Source organism: Neobacillus sp. S1115, from assembly GCF_055385565.1.
Window position 1 is genome coordinate 1,703,097 of sequence record NZ_AP038275.1, and the last position, 18,600, is coordinate 1,721,696.

16 protein-coding genes and 1 other annotated feature are annotated in these 18,600 nt (G+C 40.5%); of the genes, 13 read left to right on the top strand and 3 right to left on the bottom strand.

Features of this window, described 5'->3' with window-relative positions; genetic code table 11:
• The first annotated feature begins 98 nt into the window (after positions 1-98).
• Complete coding sequence (gene clpB, locus ACZ5B7_RS08355) at positions 99-2,696, top strand: ATP-dependent chaperone ClpB (RefSeq protein ID WP_464493414.1); 2,598 nt, start codon at positions 99-101, stop codon at positions 2,694-2,696.
• A 56-nt stretch (positions 2,697-2,752) separates the two neighbouring features.
• Here clpB and ACZ5B7_RS08360 read toward each other — a convergent pair whose 3' ends face one another.
• Positions 2,753-2,935: a YjzD family protein gene (locus ACZ5B7_RS08360; RefSeq protein WP_213141324.1), complete on the bottom strand. Its 183-nt coding sequence runs from the start codon at positions 2,933-2,935 to the stop codon at positions 2,753-2,755.
• Between the two features lie 161 nt (positions 2,936-3,096).
• On the opposite strand from ACZ5B7_RS08360, the gene ACZ5B7_RS08365 reads away from it, so the two are divergent.
• From ACZ5B7_RS08365 to ACZ5B7_RS08375, 3 genes are all read left to right on the top strand, one after another.
• Positions 3,097-3,819 (top strand): serine aminopeptidase domain-containing protein, encoded by a 723-nt coding sequence (locus ACZ5B7_RS08365; RefSeq protein WP_464493415.1) that lies wholly within the window; start codon positions 3,097-3,099, stop codon positions 3,817-3,819.
• A gap of 77 nt (positions 3,820-3,896) precedes the next feature.
• Positions 3,897-4,754 (top strand): Rossmann-fold NAD(P)-binding domain-containing protein, encoded by an 858-nt coding sequence (locus ACZ5B7_RS08370; RefSeq protein ID WP_464493416.1) that lies wholly within the window; start codon positions 3,897-3,899, stop codon positions 4,752-4,754.
• Positions 4,755-4,895: 141 nt separating this feature from the next.
• Positions 4,896-5,840, top strand: a complete 945-nt coding sequence (locus ACZ5B7_RS08375) for a BMP family ABC transporter substrate-binding protein (protein WP_464493417.1) — start codon at positions 4,896-4,898, stop codon at positions 5,838-5,840.
• 33 nt (positions 5,841-5,873) lie between these two features.
• On the opposite strand, the gene ACZ5B7_RS08380 is transcribed toward ACZ5B7_RS08375, so the two are convergent.
• Positions 5,874-6,200, bottom strand: a complete 327-nt coding sequence (locus tag ACZ5B7_RS08380) for a hypothetical protein (protein ID WP_464493418.1) — start codon at positions 6,198-6,200, stop codon at positions 5,874-5,876.
• A gap of 191 nt (positions 6,201-6,391) precedes the next feature.
• On the opposite strand from ACZ5B7_RS08380, the gene ACZ5B7_RS08385 reads away from it, so the two are divergent.
• The 9 genes from ACZ5B7_RS08385 (at position 6,392) to ACZ5B7_RS08425 (ending at position 17,091) form a co-directional block, all read left to right on the top strand.
• Positions 6,392-7,324 carry a beta-ketoacyl-ACP synthase III gene (locus ACZ5B7_RS08385; RefSeq protein WP_213141014.1) on the top strand — a complete coding sequence of 311 codons (933 nt, stop codon included), beginning with the start codon at positions 6,392-6,394 and terminating at the stop codon, positions 7,322-7,324.
• 73 nt (positions 7,325-7,397) lie between these two features.
• On the top strand, positions 7,398-8,636 hold the full coding sequence (fabF, locus tag ACZ5B7_RS08390; protein ID WP_464493419.1) for a beta-ketoacyl-ACP synthase II: 1,239 nt from the start codon (positions 7,398-7,400) through the stop codon (positions 8,634-8,636).
• A 130-nt stretch (positions 8,637-8,766) separates the two neighbouring features.
• Positions 8,767-9,561, top strand: a complete 795-nt coding sequence (locus ACZ5B7_RS08395; protein ID WP_464493420.1) for a DUF2268 domain-containing putative Zn-dependent protease — start codon at positions 8,767-8,769, stop codon at positions 9,559-9,561.
• A 149-nt stretch (positions 9,562-9,710) separates the two neighbouring features.
• Positions 9,711-10,733, top strand: coding sequence for an ABC transporter ATP-binding protein (locus ACZ5B7_RS08400; RefSeq protein ID WP_464493421.1), 1,023 nt, complete (start codon positions 9,711-9,713; stop codon positions 10,731-10,733).
• Positions 10,733-11,743, top strand: coding sequence for an ABC transporter ATP-binding protein (locus ACZ5B7_RS08405; protein ID WP_464493422.1), 1,011 nt, complete (start codon positions 10,733-10,735; stop codon positions 11,741-11,743). Before ACZ5B7_RS08400 ends, ACZ5B7_RS08405 begins: the two co-directional genes overlap by 1 nt.
• Before the next feature lie 162 nt (positions 11,744-11,905).
• A complete protein-coding gene (gene opp4A / locus ACZ5B7_RS08410) occupies positions 11,906-13,621 on the top strand; it encodes an oligopeptide ABC transporter substrate-binding protein (RefSeq protein ID WP_423801501.1) in 1,716 nt (571 codons plus the stop codon).
• Between the two features lie 185 nt (positions 13,622-13,806).
• Complete coding sequence (opp4B, locus tag ACZ5B7_RS08415; protein ID WP_378580880.1) at positions 13,807-14,772, top strand: oligopeptide ABC transporter permease; 966 nt, start codon at positions 13,807-13,809, stop codon at positions 14,770-14,772.
• 13 nt (positions 14,773-14,785) lie between these two features.
• Positions 14,786-15,697, top strand: coding sequence for an oligopeptide ABC transporter permease (gene opp4C, locus ACZ5B7_RS08420; RefSeq protein ID WP_464493423.1), 912 nt, complete (start codon positions 14,786-14,788; stop codon positions 15,695-15,697).
• Positions 15,698-16,344: 647 nt separating this feature from the next.
• Complete coding sequence (locus tag ACZ5B7_RS08425) at positions 16,345-17,091, top strand: YjbA family protein (protein ID WP_213141006.1); 747 nt, start codon at positions 16,345-16,347, stop codon at positions 17,089-17,091.
• Between the two features lie 54 nt (positions 17,092-17,145).
• On the opposite strand, the gene trpS is transcribed toward ACZ5B7_RS08425, so the two are convergent.
• Positions 17,146-18,135 carry a tryptophan--tRNA ligase gene (gene trpS / locus ACZ5B7_RS08430; RefSeq protein WP_213141005.1) on the bottom strand — a complete coding sequence of 330 codons (990 nt, stop codon included), beginning with the start codon at positions 18,133-18,135 and terminating at the stop codon, positions 17,146-17,148.
• A 48-nt stretch (positions 18,136-18,183) separates the two neighbouring features.
• Positions 18,184-18,402 (bottom strand) — a binding site (T-box leader).
• Positions 18,403-18,600 lie beyond the last annotated feature (198 nt).

The window sequence follows — 18,600 nt, forward strand, 5'->3', positions numbered from 1 at the left end:
GTCCGGAACCGGATGGCTCTTTCAAATTTTACTTTTAAATGAAGGATGAATTATAATATAAGTAATAGGTCAAAAAAGGTCAAAGGGTGTGAAAACTCATGGATTTAAACCGAATGACGGAGCGGATGCAGAATGGTTTAATGGATGCTCAAAGTATCGCCATTAAATATAGCCACCAAGAAATAGAAGAGCCCCATTTGTTATTAGCGCTTTTAAACCAAGATGACAGTCTTGCTGCATCCGTTTTGGAAAGGGCCGGGATTTCCGCTAAAAAAACTGAAGACAGTTTGATTAAGGCTCTTGCCAAGAAACCGCAGGTAACCGGAAGTGGAATTGAACAGGGAAAGCTTTATATCACAGCCAAACTGCAAAAATTATTGGTAAGTGCTGAAGAATACGCGGCAAAATTCGCTGATGAATATCTATCCATCGAGCATATTCTGCTTGCTGCAGCAAACGCGAACGATACGGAATTGAAAACAATTATTCATTCATTTGGCCGCACCTCGGAAGATCTTTTAAAGGTTATAAAAGAAATAAGGGGGAATCAAAGGGTGACAACACAACATCCTGAAGCGGGATATGATGCTTTAAAAAAATACGGGCGGGATCTTGTAACAGAAGTAAGAGCTGGGAAAATGGACCCTGTCATTGGCAGAGATACAGAAATAAGAAATGTTATCCGCATTCTTTCAAGGAAAACCAAAAATAATCCCGTTCTAATTGGTGAGCCTGGTGTAGGGAAAACCGCCATTGTTGAAGGATTGGCCCAAAGGATTGTTAGAAAAGATGTACCAGAAGGCTTGAAGGATAAGACTATTTTTGCCTTGGATATGAGTTCACTGATTGCTGGTGCGAAATTTAGAGGTGAATTTGAAGAAAGATTAAAGGCAGTTTTGAATGAAATTAAAAAAAGTGAAGGGCAAATATTGCTATTTATCGATGAAATCCACACGATTGTAGGTGCGGGAAGAACTGATGGAGCGATGGATGCCGGAAATATGTTAAAACCAATGCTGGCCCGGGGTGAGCTGCATTGTATCGGGGCAACCACACTTGATGAGCACCGTAAATATATTGAAAAAGACCCTGCACTTGAACGGAGATTTCAGCAGGTCCTTGTTCAAGAACCGGATGTCGAAGACACAATCTCTATCTTACGGGGATTAAAGGAACGGTTTGAAGTCCATCATGGGGTCAAAATTCACGACCAGGCCTTGGTCGCTGCTACTGTCCTTTCTGACCGCTATATTACGGATCGCTTTTTGCCGGATAAAGCAATCGACCTTGTCGATGAAGCGTGTGCTATGATTCGGACCGAAATTGACTCCATGCCAACTGAGCTGGATGAAGTGACCCGCCGGGTAATGCAATTGGAAATAGAAGAAGCGGCGTTAACAAAAGAGCAGGATGAGGTTAGTAAACAAAGACTCCGCGCCTTGCAAAAAGAGTTGGCAGATTTGAAGGAACAGACAAATGCTATGAAGGCGAAGTGGCTTGAGGAAAAACAAACCATTAATAAATTACAGGAAAAACGGGAGCAAATTGAAAAACTTCGCCGCGAACTGGAGCAGGCAGAAGATAAATATGATTTAAACAAGGCAGCAGAGCTTCGTCACGGTCTCATCCCAGCTGCGGAGAAAGAGCTATTGGCACTTGAAGAAAAAGCTGAAAGTGACGACCGGCTTCTACGTGAAGAAGTAACTGCAGAAGAGATTTCCAATATTGTTTCAAGATGGACAGGGATTCCGCTTTCCAAGCTTGTCGAAGGTGAGCGGGAAAAGCTTTTAAGACTGGAATCAATCCTGCACGAAAGGGTCATCGGACAGGATGAAGCAGTAGGTTTAACTGCTGACGCTGTTTTAAGGGCACGCGCGGGGATTAAAGACCCGAACAGACCAATTGGTTCATTTTTGTTTTTAGGCCCGACAGGAGTTGGTAAAACAGAACTTGCGAAGGCGCTGGCAGAAAGCTTATTCGACAGTGAAGAGCATATGATCCGGATTGATATGTCGGAGTATATGGAGAAGCATGCTGTTTCACGTCTTATTGGTGCACCTCCCGGCTACGTAGGTTACGAGGAAGGCGGCCAATTAACGGAAGCAGTCCGTCGAAAACCGTATTCGGTAATATTGATGGATGAAATTGAAAAGGCGCATCCTGAAGTATTCAATATCCTCCTGCAGGCACTTGATGATGGACGAATTACAGATTCCCAAGGCCGGGTTGTTGACTTTAAAAATACAGTCATTATTATGACATCTAATATAGGGTCACACATTTTACTCGAACGAAATGAAAATGAACAAGAAATCTCAGAAGGAACGAGAGAAAAAGTGTTGAATCTTCTGAGAGCACACTTCCGGCCGGAATTTTTAAATCGTATAGACGAAACGATTCTCTTTAAGCCGTTGTCTATGGCCGATATTAAGAATATTGTCGTCAAGCTTTTAAAAGAGCTTAAGGCAAGGTTAAAAGAGAAACAAATCGATATTACGATTGATGAACAAGCGAAGGAATTCATCGCCGCACATGGCTTTGATCCTGTATACGGGGCAAGACCGCTGAAACGTTATATTCAGCGAAATCTTGAAACAAAGCTTGCTCGTGACATTATTGCAGGAAAAATTCATGATGGGACAAACGTCGAGATTACAGTTGAAGACGGGGCAGTGGATTTAAAAATATTTTCATAAAAGCCATCGAATTAAAAAAGGTCCTCCAATTGGGGGAGGACCTTTTTTAAAAAGTCTTAGTGTTTTTCAACAGGCTCATTTGGAATAACTGTCGAAATAACGAAAATTAAAATGGTAATTCCTACAGATAAAATGGCACCAAGCTTGAAATCAAATGCCGCACCGGACATCGAGCTGACTACATATGTAAGCATTTCTGTTAAAAGAAAAGCCCAGAAAAAAGTCCAAAAGAAACGCATATTTTTTCACCTGCCTATTTTACATCCTATCTTATATTACCACATGATATGAAATTAATGAAAGGGTTTCTTTTACAAATAAAAAATAGGCAATGCCCCATTCATCTTTTGTGAAATGACATACATTATCATGAGGAAATATGGAAAAAGGAGTTTTATCTATGGAATGTCGGTGTTTTCAAATGGATTCCCAATGGAATATTATTTATTATCCTGAAAAGCCAACCGGGTTTGGGGTCTTAGTAATCGGAGATGAACGGCATTTTGTGGACGAGAGTAAAAGCTTTTGGACTCAAAATGAAGGAAAGCAAATCATAATCAACGATTTAAAAGAAAAAGGGTACACCATTTTTTCCTCGAATCTTTATGGGCGGAACTGGGGCAGTGATCATGCGGTTGAGCTTGCGCAAAGCTTGTATCAGCATGTCATTCGAAGTGAAATTCTTAATCAAAAAATTCATATTTTGGCAGAGGGCATGGGCGCGCTAGTTGCTCTAAAATTAATGGAGAAAATGAAAGACAACATCAGATCGGTTATCCTCCTAAATCCTGTGCTTTCGTTAAAACATCATCTCCAGCAAGAAAAGGAACATAAATTTTTTTATAAAAAGTTAATCAGGGAATTAGTTGCAGCCTATCAAACAAATCAGCAGGAACTTGAAAGCGCCATTTCTAAAATGGACGATACGGTAAATCTTAATTACGACTGCCCTATTCAAATCATCCACATTTTGGCAGGCGGCAGATCCTATAACCAATCGAAACAATATCAACAGATCCTCGGACCCTCAAATATAAATCCAATGTTTATTCTTCTTGAAAAAAAGCAACAGCTAGGTAAAATATGTGTTAAATTTCTAAGCAGCCACGAATCGGTCTTGTGACCATCCCTCCTCAAGTGAAATAATTCCTTATTGAAGAGCATAGGATTCAGTAAGGGTAGTTTGGGGAGGGTGATGAAATGGACAAGGCTGTCATTTGGGGCGTTTTGGACTTTGTCAATTTTCACGTCTGTAAAACGTTATTAAATAAAGGCATTGAGGTTGACGGTATCCATTTAGAGGATACAAGCAAAATCCCTTATTTAGATGAAAAAAGGCTTGAAGTGGGAAGAAATGCTAATTTTGCCGAGTACTCCTTCTCACAATGGAGAAAAAAAATACAGAACCGATCAGCTGAAAACCAACTGTTTATTTTTTCTATTTATGATCTTTACATGCTCCGTCAAGAACATCTCTTATTAAATGTGCAAGTTAGAGAAACAATATTGGATTATCTTAAAAAATATAATGGGAATATAGAGGTACTTTTTATTTTGCCTATGCAAATGTTGGAAACGAACGAGGAAACTGCTGTTTTAGATTTTCAAAGGCAGATAAAAAACCTGGTGGAAGACTTCAAAATTATATACCTGCCTTCCGCTTACGGACCTTGGCAGCCAAACGCTTTTTTTATACAACAAGCCATTGTTGCGGCCATTACAGATATAGCCATTTCAATTAATGATAGGGAATGGACTGAAGATGCAGTATATGTTGAAGATGCTGCTGAATCTATACTTGAACTGATTGAAGGAGAGGAATCAGGGTCATTTATTGTGGAAAGCGGTCAGGAGAATTATTGGGATAAATGTGTCACATATTTAAATATTACGGAACAGTGGGAACAGCTCAAAAGTCGGATAGTGCCGCATCTCTCTGACCATAATGCGGTAAGAGTGCCGGTTAAAAAGATAACTGATTTAACTGAATCACTGAACAGACAAAAGCAGCATACTCGGATGCTGTATCTCGATTATTTTGAAAATGATGGCCGATAGGCTCCTTTGTACGGGGGAAGAGAAGAAATTTACTTTTCAATTATTTATTGAACAGGTAGAATAATAATTAACAAGATTTACTAAAAGGTTAGTTTAGTTTAGGTTTGAGAGCTAGGCCGCCGTATGAAGGAGTTGCATTCAATGCTTAGCCGCTTCGGCATCATTTTTTTATGCCTTTTTTTACTAAGTGCTTGCGGGGAAACAAAAGCACAAGGCCACCTGCAAAAGGCTGGCTTATTAGTGCCCGATACCGTAAATGATCAAGTGTGGGCCACGAAAGGATTTAATGGACTGTTAAAAATTCAATCCAAATTTAATATCGATGTATTTTATAAAGAGGGCATGAATTCTGAGGACAAAGTGGAAAAGGCCGTAAAAGAGTTTGATCAAAAAGGTGTCAATCTTATTTTCGGGCACGGGTCGGAATACGCTCAATATTTTAATGAAATTTCAAAGGATTATCCTAATATTCACTTTGTCAGTTTTAATGGTGATGCCAAAACACCCAACTCCACCAGCCTGAACTTCAAGGGGCATGCGATGGGCTTTTTTGGGGGGATGGTTGCAGCCCATATGTCAAAGCAGCATAAAGTAGGTGTCCTGGCCGCCTATGAATGGCAGCCGGAAATCGAAGGGTTTTACCAAGGAGCTATGGCGGAGGATAAAAATACCCATGTAAGTATTGAGTATGTCGGCAATTGGGATGATGATAATAAAGCCATCCAATTAGTTGATCGAATGCTTGATACCGGTGTGGATGTCGTTTATCCTGCCGGGGATGGATTTAACGTACCCGTGATAGAAAGAGTAAAAGACCGAGGGCAATATGTGATTGGTTATGTTTCTGAACAATCGGATTTTGGAGAATCAACGGTCTTAACCAGCACGATTCAACAGGTCGATAAATTGTACGTTAAGGTGGCCGACCAGTTTAATAACCAGAAACTAAAGTCGGGGAATCTTTCCTTTGATTTTCAAGATGATGTCATTTCACTAGGCAAATACAGTCCTTTAGTAGACAAGGGCTTTATCCATAAAATGGATAGTTATATCGAGACCTATAAAAATTCCGGCAATCTGCCTTAATTATGGATAAAGCTGCCCTTTTGGAAGGCAGCTTTATTTTTTTTTCCAAAGCTGTTCGACAAACGGATAAATTTTCTGAAACAGGGGCTTTAATCCCCGGGCAGATTCCATTAAAGTATCAACATGCCCCATAATCTCCGTGTAATCAATATTCGGCGGCTGATATTGCTGGTGCTGGAAAAGAGGATCATGTTGGACCGTCCCCTGGCCCTGACGCCCCCGTCCATGTCCGAACATTAATGCCGTGAATGGATCCTCCTCCCACTTCTCCTCTGTTCCATCATGGTTGGCTAAACCGTCAAAGTCTTCCGCCTCTTCATTACCAAAATCCCTCAGTTCATTAAGTTCCCGATCGTCCACAGCATATTTGACTCCCTTCAAAAATAATTCGTTTAGTATTACCTTATGAATAAGCCAATAAATGGAATGTACATTAGCGGAGAGATCCCGGAAGAAACTATTGCTAAACAAAGCTCTAATTTGATAAAATTAGTACCAAGTCATAATAATTGATATTAAATGTATTTGGATAATCCAAAGGAGATGGAATTATGCGAGCAGGCATTGTTGGTATTGGAAGATATTTACCGGAAAAAGTGGTTACCAACTTTGATTTAGAGAAAATGATGGATACCTCTGATGAATGGATTCGCACAAGAACAGGTATTGAAGAGCGGAGAATCGCAGCAGATGATGTAAATACGTCTGATATGGCCTTTTTTGCAGCTGAAAAAGCAATTAGTGATGCAGGAATACGTGCGGAGGATCTAGATTTAATTTTAGTAGCAACAGTAACTCCGGATACACCTTTCCCGTCAGTCGCATGTAAAATCCAAGAAAGATTAGGTGCTCATAAAGCCGCTGCAATGGATGTCAGCGCTGCATGTGCAGGTTTTATGTATGGAATTGTGACAGCCAAACAATTTATTGAGTCTGAAGTTTATAAAAATGTCCTTGTTGTAGGAGTCGAAAAGCTTTCAAAAATTACCGACTGGAATGACCGTAATACGGCAGTTCTTTTTGGAGATGGGGCCGGTGCTGCAATCATTGGACCAGTATCAGAAAACAGGGGAATCCTTTCTTTTGAGCTTGGAGCAGATGGTACAGGAGCGAAGCACTTGTACCAGGACGAATATATCATTATGAATGGCCGTGAAGTATTTAAATTTGCGGTAAGGCAAATGGGAGAAAGCTGTATAAATGTCCTTGAAAAAGCAGGTTTAAGCAAAGAAGACGTAGATTTTCTGATTCCACACCAAGCGAACATCAGGATTATGGAGGCCTCAAGACAAAGATTGGAGCTGCCTGTTGAAAAAATGTCCAAAACGGTTCATAAATACGGTAATACTTCAGCGGCTTCGATTCCAATTTCGATAGTTGAAGAGTTGGAAGCAGGAAAATTAAAAGACGATGATCTAATCGTGATGGTTGGATTTGGCGGCGGCCTAACATGGGGAGCCATTGCCATCCGCTGGGGCAAATAATCGTAAGTTTAGCTAATAATAGAAGAAGGTTTATTTATAGGGAAAATGAAATCCTAAAAAAGGAGCTGTAAAAATGAATAGACGCAGGGTAGTTGTGACAGGCATTGGAGCGGTAACACCACTCGGGAATGATGCTGAAACAACTTGGAAAGGCATAATTGAAGGCAAATCAGGGGTCGGGCCGCTGACCCGCTTAAATGCTGATGAATATCCGGCAAAGGTAGCGGCAGAGGTCAAGGATTTTAATGCGGAAACTTTTATTGACAAAAAAGATGCAAGAAAAATGGATCGTTTTACGCATTATGCAGTAGCCAGTGCATTAATGGCTGTAAAGGATGCAAACTTAACAATAAATGAAGAAAACTCTCACCGTGTCGGCGTCTGGATTGGTTCCGGTATCGGCGGCATGGAAACTTTTGAAAATCAATTTGAGATGTTCCAAAAAAGAGGCTACAAGCGGGTCAGCCCGTTCTTTGTGCCGATGATGATTCCTGACATGGCCACAGGCCAGGTCTCCATCACACTTGGCGCCAGAGGTTTTAATTCGTGTACCGTTACCGCTTGTGCGACAGGGACAAATTCCATTGGGGATGCATTTAAAGTCATTCAACGCGGGGATGCCGATGTCATGGTAACAGGCGGTGCAGAGGCTCCGATTACGAGAATGGCGGTAGCAGGCTTCTGTGCGAATACAGCTTTATCGACAAACCCGGATCCAAAAACGGCCAGCCGTCCATTTGATAAAAACCGTGATGGCTTCGTTATTGGTGAGGGTGCCGGAATCGTTATTCTGGAAGAGTTAGAGCATGCGCTCTCCCGCGGAGCAAAAATATATGCAGAGATTGTCGGTTACGGAGCAACCGGAGATGCCTATCATATCACTGCACCGGCGCCAGGAGGAGAAGGCGGTGCCCGGGCAATGAAAATGGCAATCGAAGATGCCGGGTTGAGACCGGAGGATATCGACTATATCAACGCTCACGGAACAAGTACTGAATATAACGATAAATTTGAAACAATGGCTGTTAAAGATGTTTTTGGAGAACATGCCTATAAGGTAGCCATGAGTTCAACAAAATCGATGACGGGACATTTACTTGGCGCTGCAGGGGCGGTAGAAGCCATTATTACCGTTAGGGCTATTCAGGAGAGCATTCTTCCGCCAACAATGAATTATGAGACACCAGATCCGGAATGTGACTTGGATTATGTTGTCAATGCAGCACGACCAAAAGAAATCAACGCTGCCATGAGCAACTCATTAGGATTTGGCGGTCACAACGCAACCATTGTCTTTAAAAAATATCAATAATACGAAATGGGGACCGAGAATATCTTGGTCTCTTTTCTTTTTATGTTACAGCGCCTTGACAACCGAGAACCACCCCTAAAAAGCCATCATAAACTATAAATTAGAATGAACACTTAAATGGGGTGCAATAATGGGGATCATCAGAACCGATCAATGGCTTGAAAAAGATTTTGATCGTCCAATAAAAATCTGTGAACGGCTGCTCCCATATTTTAAGGGGCAAAAAGCCAATGAAATATATAACCAGCTGCAAAACTTTGGAATGTACCGGCCATCCTGGAAATCCCGAAATAATTTAAGTGAAATGAAGGAATACAACGCCTGGGACAGGGTGGAAGAATTGTTCAATATCTATGTAAAGAAATGGTCAGGACCGAATATACCCATTTTCCTTTTCCCGTTAAATGAGAGAGGAGGGTTATTTATTAGGAGAGATGAGAGGCGGAAGGCAGGGGTATCTTTCCCTGATAAGATGTTCCTGTTTCTTTCCGGCTACGAAGATTTAAAAGAAGTAGAAGCTTTATTTGTACATGAATATCATCATGTCTGCAGGCTTCGTGCACTTAATAAAGATTTTAAAGAATACACCCTTTTGGACTCCCTTATCATAGAGGGCCTTGCGGAATATGCTGTCTATAAACATTGTGGCAAGGAATATTTAGCAAACTGGTGCCGTATGTATACAGATAGGGAAATCTCTTATTTTTGGGATCGTTATATAAAAAAACAGCTAGATATTAGTAAAAATCAAAAACTTCATGATGAACTTCTATATGGCGGGGGAAGATTTCCGCTGCTGCTCGGATATGCTGCAGGATATAATATTATCCGAAAATTCTACGAGAAACAAAATTATTCTACAAAACTAAGTTTTACGCAGCCTGCTTCAAAATATTTAAAAGAAAACATTGATTTTTCCAGGTAGAGCCTGATTTTTCAGGCTCTTTCTATTTCAGTTAATTCAGAATTGACCAATTAAACAAAAAAGTCTTGCAATTGCAATAATTCTGTAATAAAATTCTATTTAAATATAACTAATTAACAGAATAATACAAAAAAGTAAGAAGGTGTAGCATGAGCGCAAATAAATCATTACTCAAAGAGGCACCATTGCTAGAAGTAAAAAATTTAGAAACAGCCTTTGATATTGACGGGACTTTCTATAATGCTGTCGATAATGTTTCATTTAAGGTTAAACCGAGGCAAATTGTCGGAGTTGTCGGTGAATCAGGCTGCGGTAAATCTGTCATGAGTTTGTCGGTCATGCAGCTGCTTCCTAAAGGGATAGGGAAAATCAATGCCGGTGAAATCGTTTTTGATGGCATAAATCTTGAAAAAATGACTGAAGCACAAATCAATAAAATTCGCGGAAAAGATATTTCAATGATCTTCCAAGAACCAATGACCTCTCTAAACCCTGTTTTTACAATAGGATATCAGCTTGAAGAGGTTCTTTTTAACCATACGAAAATATCAAAAAAAGAAGCTAGGCAGAAATCTATTGCTCTGTTGAAAAGCGTAGGAATCTCCCGCCCAGAAAAAATCGTTGATGAGTATCCGCATCAGCTTTCAGGCGGTATGAGACAACGGGTTATGATTGCAATCGCGATTGCTTGTCAGCCAAAATTGTTAATTGCTGATGAGCCGACTACAGCCCTTGATGTGACGGTTCAGGCACAAATTCTCGAATTATTGAAAAGCATTCAGGAAGTAAATGATATGTCCGTCATTTTAATTACCCACGATTTGGGTGTGGTTGCCGAGATGTGTGACGAAGTCATCGTTATGTATGCCGGCAAAATCGTTGAACGAACTGATGTTGAAACATTGTTCTATCATCCGAAGCATCCTTATACGACTTTACTTTTGGGAGCGGTTCCAAAAATGGAACAAGAGGAAGAAAGACTTAGCTCCATTCAAGGAATCGTACCTTCTTTAACGAATATGCCTAAGGTCGGCTGCCGGTTTGCGAACCGCTGTCCAAAGGCGATGCCAGAATGTCTGAAAACAACCCCAATTCTCGCTGAAACCTATTTTGGCCACGAAGTTGCCTGCCTGCTCTATGAAACAAGTAAACCCAGAGAAGGGGTGAGGTAATGAGAACTACTTCTGTACATAACAACCAAGAAGCAATTTCCTCTCAATCTGAAACACTATTACAAATTCAAAATCTAAAAACCTATTATCCTGTTAAAGGTGGCTTTTTTAAGCGGACTGTCGGCCATGTCAAAGCGGTTGATAATATATCCTTTGAGATTAAAAAGGGGGAAACGCTAGGGCTTGTAGGGGAATCCGGCTGCGGAAAATCCACGGCGGGCAGGACCATTTTAAGACTGCTAAAACCAACGGAAGGCAGTATTCTGTTTGACGGAAAAGACATTACGAAAATTTCCGGAAAACATTTACGGGAAATCCGTCAAGATATGCAGATGGTATTCCAGGATCCCTATGCTTCTTTGAACCCGATGCAAATGGTTGGGGATATTATTGCCGAACCAATCTATAACTTTCACAAAAAAAGCAAATCTGAATTAAAAAATGAAGTAATGGATTTCTTAGAAAAGGTAGGCTTGCCGCCAGATGCCTATTATAAATATGCGCATGAATTTTCTGGCGGGCAGCGCCAGCGGATTGGAATTGCCCGAGCCCTTGCGCTGCGCCCGAAATTGATAATAGCGGATGAACCGGTGTCTGCTTTAGACGTATCCGTGCAATCTCAAGTATTAAATCTATTAAAGGATTTACAGGAAGAATTTGACCTGACTTTTCTTTTTATTGCTCACGATTTAAGTGTTGTCAAACATATGAGTGATCGCATTGGGGTTATGTATTTAGGGAATATGGTAGAAATTTCCGATAAAAATAGCCTTTATGCCGAACCCTTGCACCCTTATACCCAGGCATTAATTTCCGCGATACCAAATCCGGATCCACGGCATAAGAAGGAGCGGATCATTTTAACCGGAGATGTGCCAAGCCCAATCAATCCTCCTGCAGGCTGTCCATTCCATCCTCGCTGCCCAATGGCAATGGAGGAATGTTCTAAAAGCAAACCTGTTTTAAAGGAGGTGAAGCCTTCTCACCGAGTAGCTTGCCACCTTTATTAGTAGAAAAGCGGAAGCGCCTTGACCAGGGGCGACAGGCATAAGACGAGCCGGCGAGAATGCTGCTTTTTAGCATTCTTGATGGATTGGCTTATGACCCCGAGCCCCTAGGCGCTGAAGCTGGACATCTACCAAAGCAGTAAAACTTATTTAGGGGGGAAACAAATGAAGAAGAGAAGTATGCTCTGGCTTGCAGCTTTAATGCTCGTATTATCAGCATTTTTAGCAGCATGCTCCGGCGGCGAAAAAGCCGGTACTAAGAAAGAAGAAAACGGAGGGAAATCTGGTGAAACTGCAGATAAACCTCAAGATGGCGGTACATTAGTATATGCGCTTGATTCTTCTCCAAAAGGAGTATTTAACTATTCCTTCTATGGCGATGCAGTTGATGCTCAAGTAATCGATCTTTTTGACGAAAATTTAATTGACTATGATGCGCAATTAAAAGCACAGCCCCATATTGCTTCCTGGAAAACTTCCGATAACAAAGTATTTGATTTTGAAATCAAAAAAGGTGTTAAATGGCATAATGGTGACGAACTTTCAGTGAAGGACTGGGAATTCGCACTATACACGATCGCTGACAAAGATTATGAAGGCCCTCGTTTCGATAACGTAAGAAACATCGTAGGCGCCCAGGATTTCCATGATGGAAAAACTGACAAAATCGAAGGTATTAAAGTTACTGACGATTATCATATCCAAATCACTTTTGACAAAGCACGCGTAAACAACCTGGATAATCTTTGGACATACCCAATGAACCGTACTGCTTTTAAAGGTGTAGCTGTTAAAGATATGATGAGCGCTGAAACAGTCCGCACTAAGCCAGTAGGTCTTGGACCATTTAAAGTAACAAAAATCGTTCCAGGTGAGTCCGTTGAAATGGAACGCTTCGATGATTACTTTGGCGGCAAACCGCATATTGAAAAGTTAGTTGTAAAAGTAATTGACCCATCTCTATCTGTCGGCGAACTTAAAAACGGTACACTTGACATGACTTCATTCCACCCAAGCATTATCGATCAAGTAAAAGCGCTTGATAATGTAAATACCATCACTTACCCAGGTGTAAGCTTCTACTATGTTGGTTTCCGCTTAGGTACTTGGGATGGCGAAAAGAACGTCATGAACGAACCGAAATACCAAGAAAAGAAGCTTCGTGAAGCGATGTACTACGCAATTAACCGTGAAGAGTGGGTTAAAGCGTTCTTCTTCGGCGTAGGTAAGCCAGTTAACCGGCCAATTCCAACTAACCACTGGATTGCAGCACCGAATGATCAATTAGAGCAATACAAATATGATCCGAAGAAAGCAAAATCATTGTTAGATGAAGCAGGATATAAGGATGTAAACGGCGATGGCTTCCGTGAAGATCCAAATGGTAAGGAATTTGTTGTGAACTTCTCTCACTATGCAACACAAAACCCAACATTTGAAGCACGTGCGAAAGCAATGGCACAATATTGGGAAGCAGTTGGCTTAAAGACAAAGGTTTCTATGGTTGACTTCAACCTTTACTACGATCAGCTTGAAAAAGCGGATAAGTCCATGGAAGTATTCTTCGGCGGCTGGTCAACTGGTGCCGATCCAGACCCAACTCCACTTTGGGGATCTAAGGCTCTTTGGAACTATCCTCGCTGGGTAAATCCAGAAAGCGATAAGCTATTAGATGAAGCTCTTGACATTAATGTTGTTGGTACTGATAACAACAAACGTAAAGATCTATATGTCCAATGGCAAAAGCTATTCATGAAGGACCTTCCAGTTTTACCGATTGCTGAACTTGAAGAAACAATGGCAGTCAGCAAGCGTGTAAATGGCGTTAAATTCGATGTATCTGGTATGAACCGTCCAAATGAATGGTGGATTAAGCAATAATAGCAGCAGATTAACAGCATTAAACTATGCTAAATGCCTTAACCTTTTGAAAAACGAAAGCCTTTTGATTTCTACTGGGATGAGTCATCAGAAGACGGCCAGAGAATCGTCCGATGACTTTCCCAGTTAATAGAAAGGTAATTGCAACAATGTATTTAACATAGTTATAGACAAGGAGAATGCACATGCTGAAGTACTCATTTCGAAGAATTTTGGGCATGATTCCAATGTTATTCCTCATCTCCATCGTCGTTTTTACTTTAGCAAAATTAATGCCGGGTGACGGCATCAGTGGAGAAATCGACCCACGGAATACTGATCCTCAATATATCGCTGAGATGAGGGAAAAATTGGGCTATAATGATCCGATGCCTCAGCAATATTTACGCTGGATCGAAAATTTTGTCCAGGGGGATTTTGGCAAGTCAACCCGCTTTAAAATTCCTGTGGCAGATGTTATATCCGAACGCCTTCCTAATACCCTTATGCTAGGTATTACATCCATACTTATAACTTATATTCTCGCTTTCTTTATGGGATCATATGCAGGTCGAAAACCGTATACATTTGGTGATAACTTTATAGGAGGATTAAACTATTTAGGTTTATCCATTCCATCGTTTATCGCCGGTGTATTTGCGATATACTTATTTTCCTTTACTTTAGGATGGTTTCCTTCCAATGGATCAGTTGATATCGGGGTTACTGATGGGACATTGGAATATTGGTTAAGCCGCCTCCATCATGTATTGTTGCCAGCCATTGTACTAGGTTTATTAAGTACAGCAAGTTATACACAATTTTTACGTAACGATATTATCGAAAACAGTCGTAAGGATTTTGTTCGTACGGCACGCGCTAAAGGGACGCCTGAAAGAAAAATTTATAATGTTCACATTTTAAGGAATTCGATTATTCCTTTGATTACCTTTTTGGGATTTGACCTTGTTGCGATTATTAGCGGTGCCATCATTACGGAAACAATATTTACATATCCGGGTCTTGGACAGCTATTCCTGCAATCAGTTGGAACAAGGGATTATCCAGTTTTAATGACATTGACCATGTTGTTCTCATTCTTAACACTAATCGGAAACCTGGTTGCTGATGTTTTATATGGTGTTGTAGACCCGAGAATCAGGTTAGATTAAAGGGGGAGAAAAGATGCAAATTGTTACACAAAAGGATACCAATATATCGGCACCACCCCCGAATAAGAGCATATCTCCTTGGGCAATCGCCAGAAAAAAGTTCGTTCAGAATAAACTTGCAATGATTAGTTTCATTTTTTTAGTTATTGTTGCGATTATCTCCTTTTTGGCCCCTTATATCACGACGGCGGATATAACGAGGGTAAATATTGGAGAAATGTCGTTAGAGCCTTCAAGTAAACACTGGCTTGGAACAGATAAATCAGGCCGGGATGTGTTTACAAGACTGCTTTATGGCGGAAGGATTTCGCTATTGGTTGGATTAAGCTGTACGCTTTTTGTTATTTTTATTGGGACATTGGTCGGCTCTGTGGCAGGTTATTTTGGCGGAGCAGTTGATAATCTGTTAATGAGATTTACTGATTTTATCTTAAACTTTCCGTTCTTGGTTTTTGTTATTGTTATTAATGCTATTTTCTTTGGTAAAGTAAGTGGACTATGGGTGTTAATTGCGGTTATCAGTCTTCTGTATTGGGGAGGTATTGCCCGGATTGTCCGCAGTAAGATTCTTGCCGAAAAAGAAAACGAATATATCATTGCAGCAGTTTCCATCGGCTGCTCACCGGCAAAGGTAATTGTTAAACATCTGTTGCCTAACGTTTTGTCAACAATCATTGTTCAGGCGACCATCACATTTGCCTCAATGATTGTTATTGAATCAGCATTGAGTTACCTTGGATTTGGTGTTCCGCAAGAAACGCCGAGTTGGGGAAATATGCTGAATTCAGCAAATGAACCTGATGTGCTTCAATTTAAGCTCTGGATATGGATGCCACCAGCACTCATCATCACCATGACCATCCTGTCCATCAACTTTATCGGAGAAGGCCTAAAAGACGCTTTCAACCCTAAATCAAGAAGATAAAAATCTACCATTAAGACATGGTAGATTTTTTTATGCATTCGAAGAACTTTCGATATATTAATAAGTAGGCTTTTCAACAGGTTCGTTGATTTGCGCTCCAGGCGCTTCGCTTTCCGCGGGCGTGCCGGGGAGCCTCCTCGTCGCTAAAGCTCCTGCGGGGTCTCCCCTGCCCCGTACTCCCGCAGGAGTCTTCGCGCCTTCCGCTCCAATCAACGAGTGTATTCAACCAAGAACTTCAACTTACAATTAAATAATAAAAATAAGCGGTGAAATCAAAATTTATGCTAAAAGAGTCTAGCAAGAGTGAATGTGATAGTTAACTTGGCTCCCTGTTGATTGGAGCGGAGGGCACTCGACTCCTGCGGGATATAGAGGTCACTGGAGACCCCGCAGGCGCAATAGCGCCGAGGAGGCTCCAGGACCTCCCCGCGGAAAGCGAGTGCCCGGAGCGGAAATCAACAGGACTGATAGCATATGTATATCTTTTAATATATATTGCTCTAAACAATAAAGTGATAACAAAATTTTTTAGGTCAAAATTACTATTAATATAAATGCAAAGGAGCAAAATGTATATAAAGGAATAATTTAACTGTAGCCTGCCCATACTGATTGACAAACAGTTTCTTGAAGTGAGGGATTATACAATGTTATATCTTCATGATGTATGGGTGAATTGGTTTGAAGGAGAAGAAAACGGTTATAATGTCTGCCACTTCCACGAATGGCGCAAGGATGACGGAGTTGAACTACTTGACCAAGTACCGCTGCTAAAAGTGGAGCCAATTCTTTTTAACTATATTGAAAATGATTTATCTGAATTGCCACAACAGCTTCTAGATGATATTTTTCAAAAAGCGTATTTAAGAAAAAACCATGAACGGATCCAATTGGATTACTGCTTTGTGGTAACCGATGGGGTAGGAATTCTTGCTGTTGATACGATTGGCTATAATATTCCGATTCGAAAAAGCCGGTTAATACCAAGACAGGAACAGCTCGTGTACGAAATGATCAGCAATCATGAACCAAAAGAATTTGTATTTTATAATCAGTCGAGCAAAAAGGACTTCCATATTCTTTCTCCAGAGCCTACGTTAATGCTGGGCTTGACAAGAAAAGAACGGCAGATAAAGCAGCTTCTGTTTATGGCTTTAGATCAGTTGTTTTCATCGAATAATGAAGCGGAGATTCGTTATTGGTTTACTGAGTGGTGCCCAGAACGCTACCAAACAATCCAAGAACTGAATTTTGCTGATGCCTGGGAACAACTTTATGAAGAAATCAAATTTGGCTGGTCTAAAAAACACGAAATCTTTTGTGAAAATTTAATAAAGGGACAGCCATTTTTTGAGAAGCTTTGGGAAATGGAACACGGTCCAAAGGTAAACTAAAAGCCTGGCCCAAAAGGAATATAATTCATTCCTTTTGCGGTTCAGGCTTTTTTACTATTTGCGCTTTCTTCCAAGACCCATTGCATTTTCCATTTTCTTTAAGGTAAGGCTTGCAATTTTATTTGCTTTCTCTGCACCAAGGTCTAATATTTCATCTAATTCATTTGATTCCATTAATTCATAGTATTTATCTTGGATTGGTTTAAATGCATTAATAACAACATTGGCCAAATCACCCTTAAAGTCCCCATACCCTTTTCCATGGTACATCTCTTCAAGTTCAGCAATAGTCTTATTTCCTAAGATAGTGTATATGGATAAAAGGTTTGAAATACCTGGTTTATTTTCTTTGTCATACTTAACAATTCCTTCTGAATCGGTCACAGCACTTTTAATTTTCTTTTCAATTTGTTTTGGGTCATCAAGCAATGCAAGGAATGCTTTTTGGTTCGGATCGGATTTGCTCATTTTCTTAGTCGGGTCCTGCAAGGACATAATACGGGCACCGACCTCCGGAATGCGCACTTCTGGTATCGTGAGTATTTCTCTATATTTTTTATTGAATCTTTCGGCAAGGTCACGTGTAAGCTCTAAATGTTGTTTTTGGTCTTCTCCTACTGGAACAAGGTCAGCATTATACAATAAAATATCTGCGGCCATTAATGGAGGGTAGGTTAATAAACTTGCAGATACAGCCTCTTTTCCTGCTGATTTATCCTTAAATTGGGTCATACGCTCCAATTCCCCGATATAGGACACGCATTGCATTAACCATCCGGCTTGAGCATGAGCGGGAACTTCTGATTGGATAAATAATGTCGCTTTTTCCGGATCGATTCCTACTGCAATATACAAGGCAGCCAAGCTGCGGATGTTCTTTCTCAAAGTTGCGGGATCTTGCGGGACAGTTATTGCATGCTGGTCAACGATGCAGAAGTAGCAATTATATTCATTCTGCAGCTCCACGAATTGCTTAAGTGCACCAATATAGTTACCAAGTGTAATTGTTCCACTTGGCTGAATTCCCGAAAATATTGTTTTCATAAATAATCCTCCTAAACAAATAGATAAAAAAAGCCATTCATCCCCAAAGATAGGGACGAATGGCTCGCGGTACCACCCTAATTACTCAAAAAAATGAGTCACTTTAAAACCCTTTAACGCGGGGAACGTCTACTCTTACTTTTCCTCTTATAAAGGCTCAGAAAGAAGCTCCAAAGTCCATTCCGTATTTCTTTGTGTTTGTTTCCACCACCCACAAACTCTCTAAAACAAAGGACGATACGTACTACTCTTTTTCAATGCTTTTTTACTGTTATTTAATTATTTCCCATTATAAATGATTTACATATTTCATTTCAAGTCAGTAAAACATAATAAACAACAAGGGCAATGACCATAAAAAGGCCATTTATAATTGCATAAAAAAGGAAGGGATTTTTATTAATCGTGACAAGTTCTGATAAACCGGGAACATCCTCGAATCTCCGTTTATTAGTCCTAAACGAT

Coding starts and splice junctions, on each gene's coding strand:
- opp4B (WP_378580880.1), top strand. CDS start 13,807: ATGCTGAAGTACTCATTTCGAAGAATTTTGGGCATGATTCCAATGTTA.
- ACZ5B7_RS08385 (WP_213141014.1), top strand. CDS start 6,392: ATGCGAGCAGGCATTGTTGGTATTGGAAGATATTTACCGGAAAAAGTG.
- fabF (WP_464493419.1), top strand. CDS start 7,398: ATGAATAGACGCAGGGTAGTTGTGACAGGCATTGGAGCGGTAACACCA.
- ACZ5B7_RS08425 (WP_213141006.1), top strand. CDS start 16,345: ATGTTATATCTTCATGATGTATGGGTGAATTGGTTTGAAGGAGAAGAA.
- ACZ5B7_RS08360 (WP_213141324.1), bottom strand. CDS start 2,935: ATGCGTTTCTTTTGGACTTTTTTCTGGGCTTTTCTTTTAACAGAAATG.
- clpB (WP_464493414.1), top strand. CDS start 99: ATGGATTTAAACCGAATGACGGAGCGGATGCAGAATGGTTTAATGGAT.
- ACZ5B7_RS08405 (WP_464493422.1), top strand. CDS start 10,733: ATGAGAACTACTTCTGTACATAACAACCAAGAAGCAATTTCCTCTCAA.
- ACZ5B7_RS08400 (WP_464493421.1), top strand. CDS start 9,711: ATGAGCGCAAATAAATCATTACTCAAAGAGGCACCATTGCTAGAAGTA.
- ACZ5B7_RS08365 (WP_464493415.1), top strand. CDS start 3,097: ATGGAATGTCGGTGTTTTCAAATGGATTCCCAATGGAATATTATTTAT.
- ACZ5B7_RS08375 (WP_464493417.1), top strand. CDS start 4,896: ATGCTTAGCCGCTTCGGCATCATTTTTTTATGCCTTTTTTTACTAAGT.
- trpS (WP_213141005.1), bottom strand. CDS start 18,135: ATGAAAACAATATTTTCGGGAATTCAGCCAAGTGGAACAATTACACTT.
- opp4C (WP_464493423.1), top strand. CDS start 14,786: ATGCAAATTGTTACACAAAAGGATACCAATATATCGGCACCACCCCCG.
- ACZ5B7_RS08370 (WP_464493416.1), top strand. CDS start 3,897: ATGGACAAGGCTGTCATTTGGGGCGTTTTGGACTTTGTCAATTTTCAC.
- opp4A (WP_423801501.1), top strand. CDS start 11,906: ATGAAGAAGAGAAGTATGCTCTGGCTTGCAGCTTTAATGCTCGTATTA.
- ACZ5B7_RS08395 (WP_464493420.1), top strand. CDS start 8,767: ATGGGGATCATCAGAACCGATCAATGGCTTGAAAAAGATTTTGATCGT.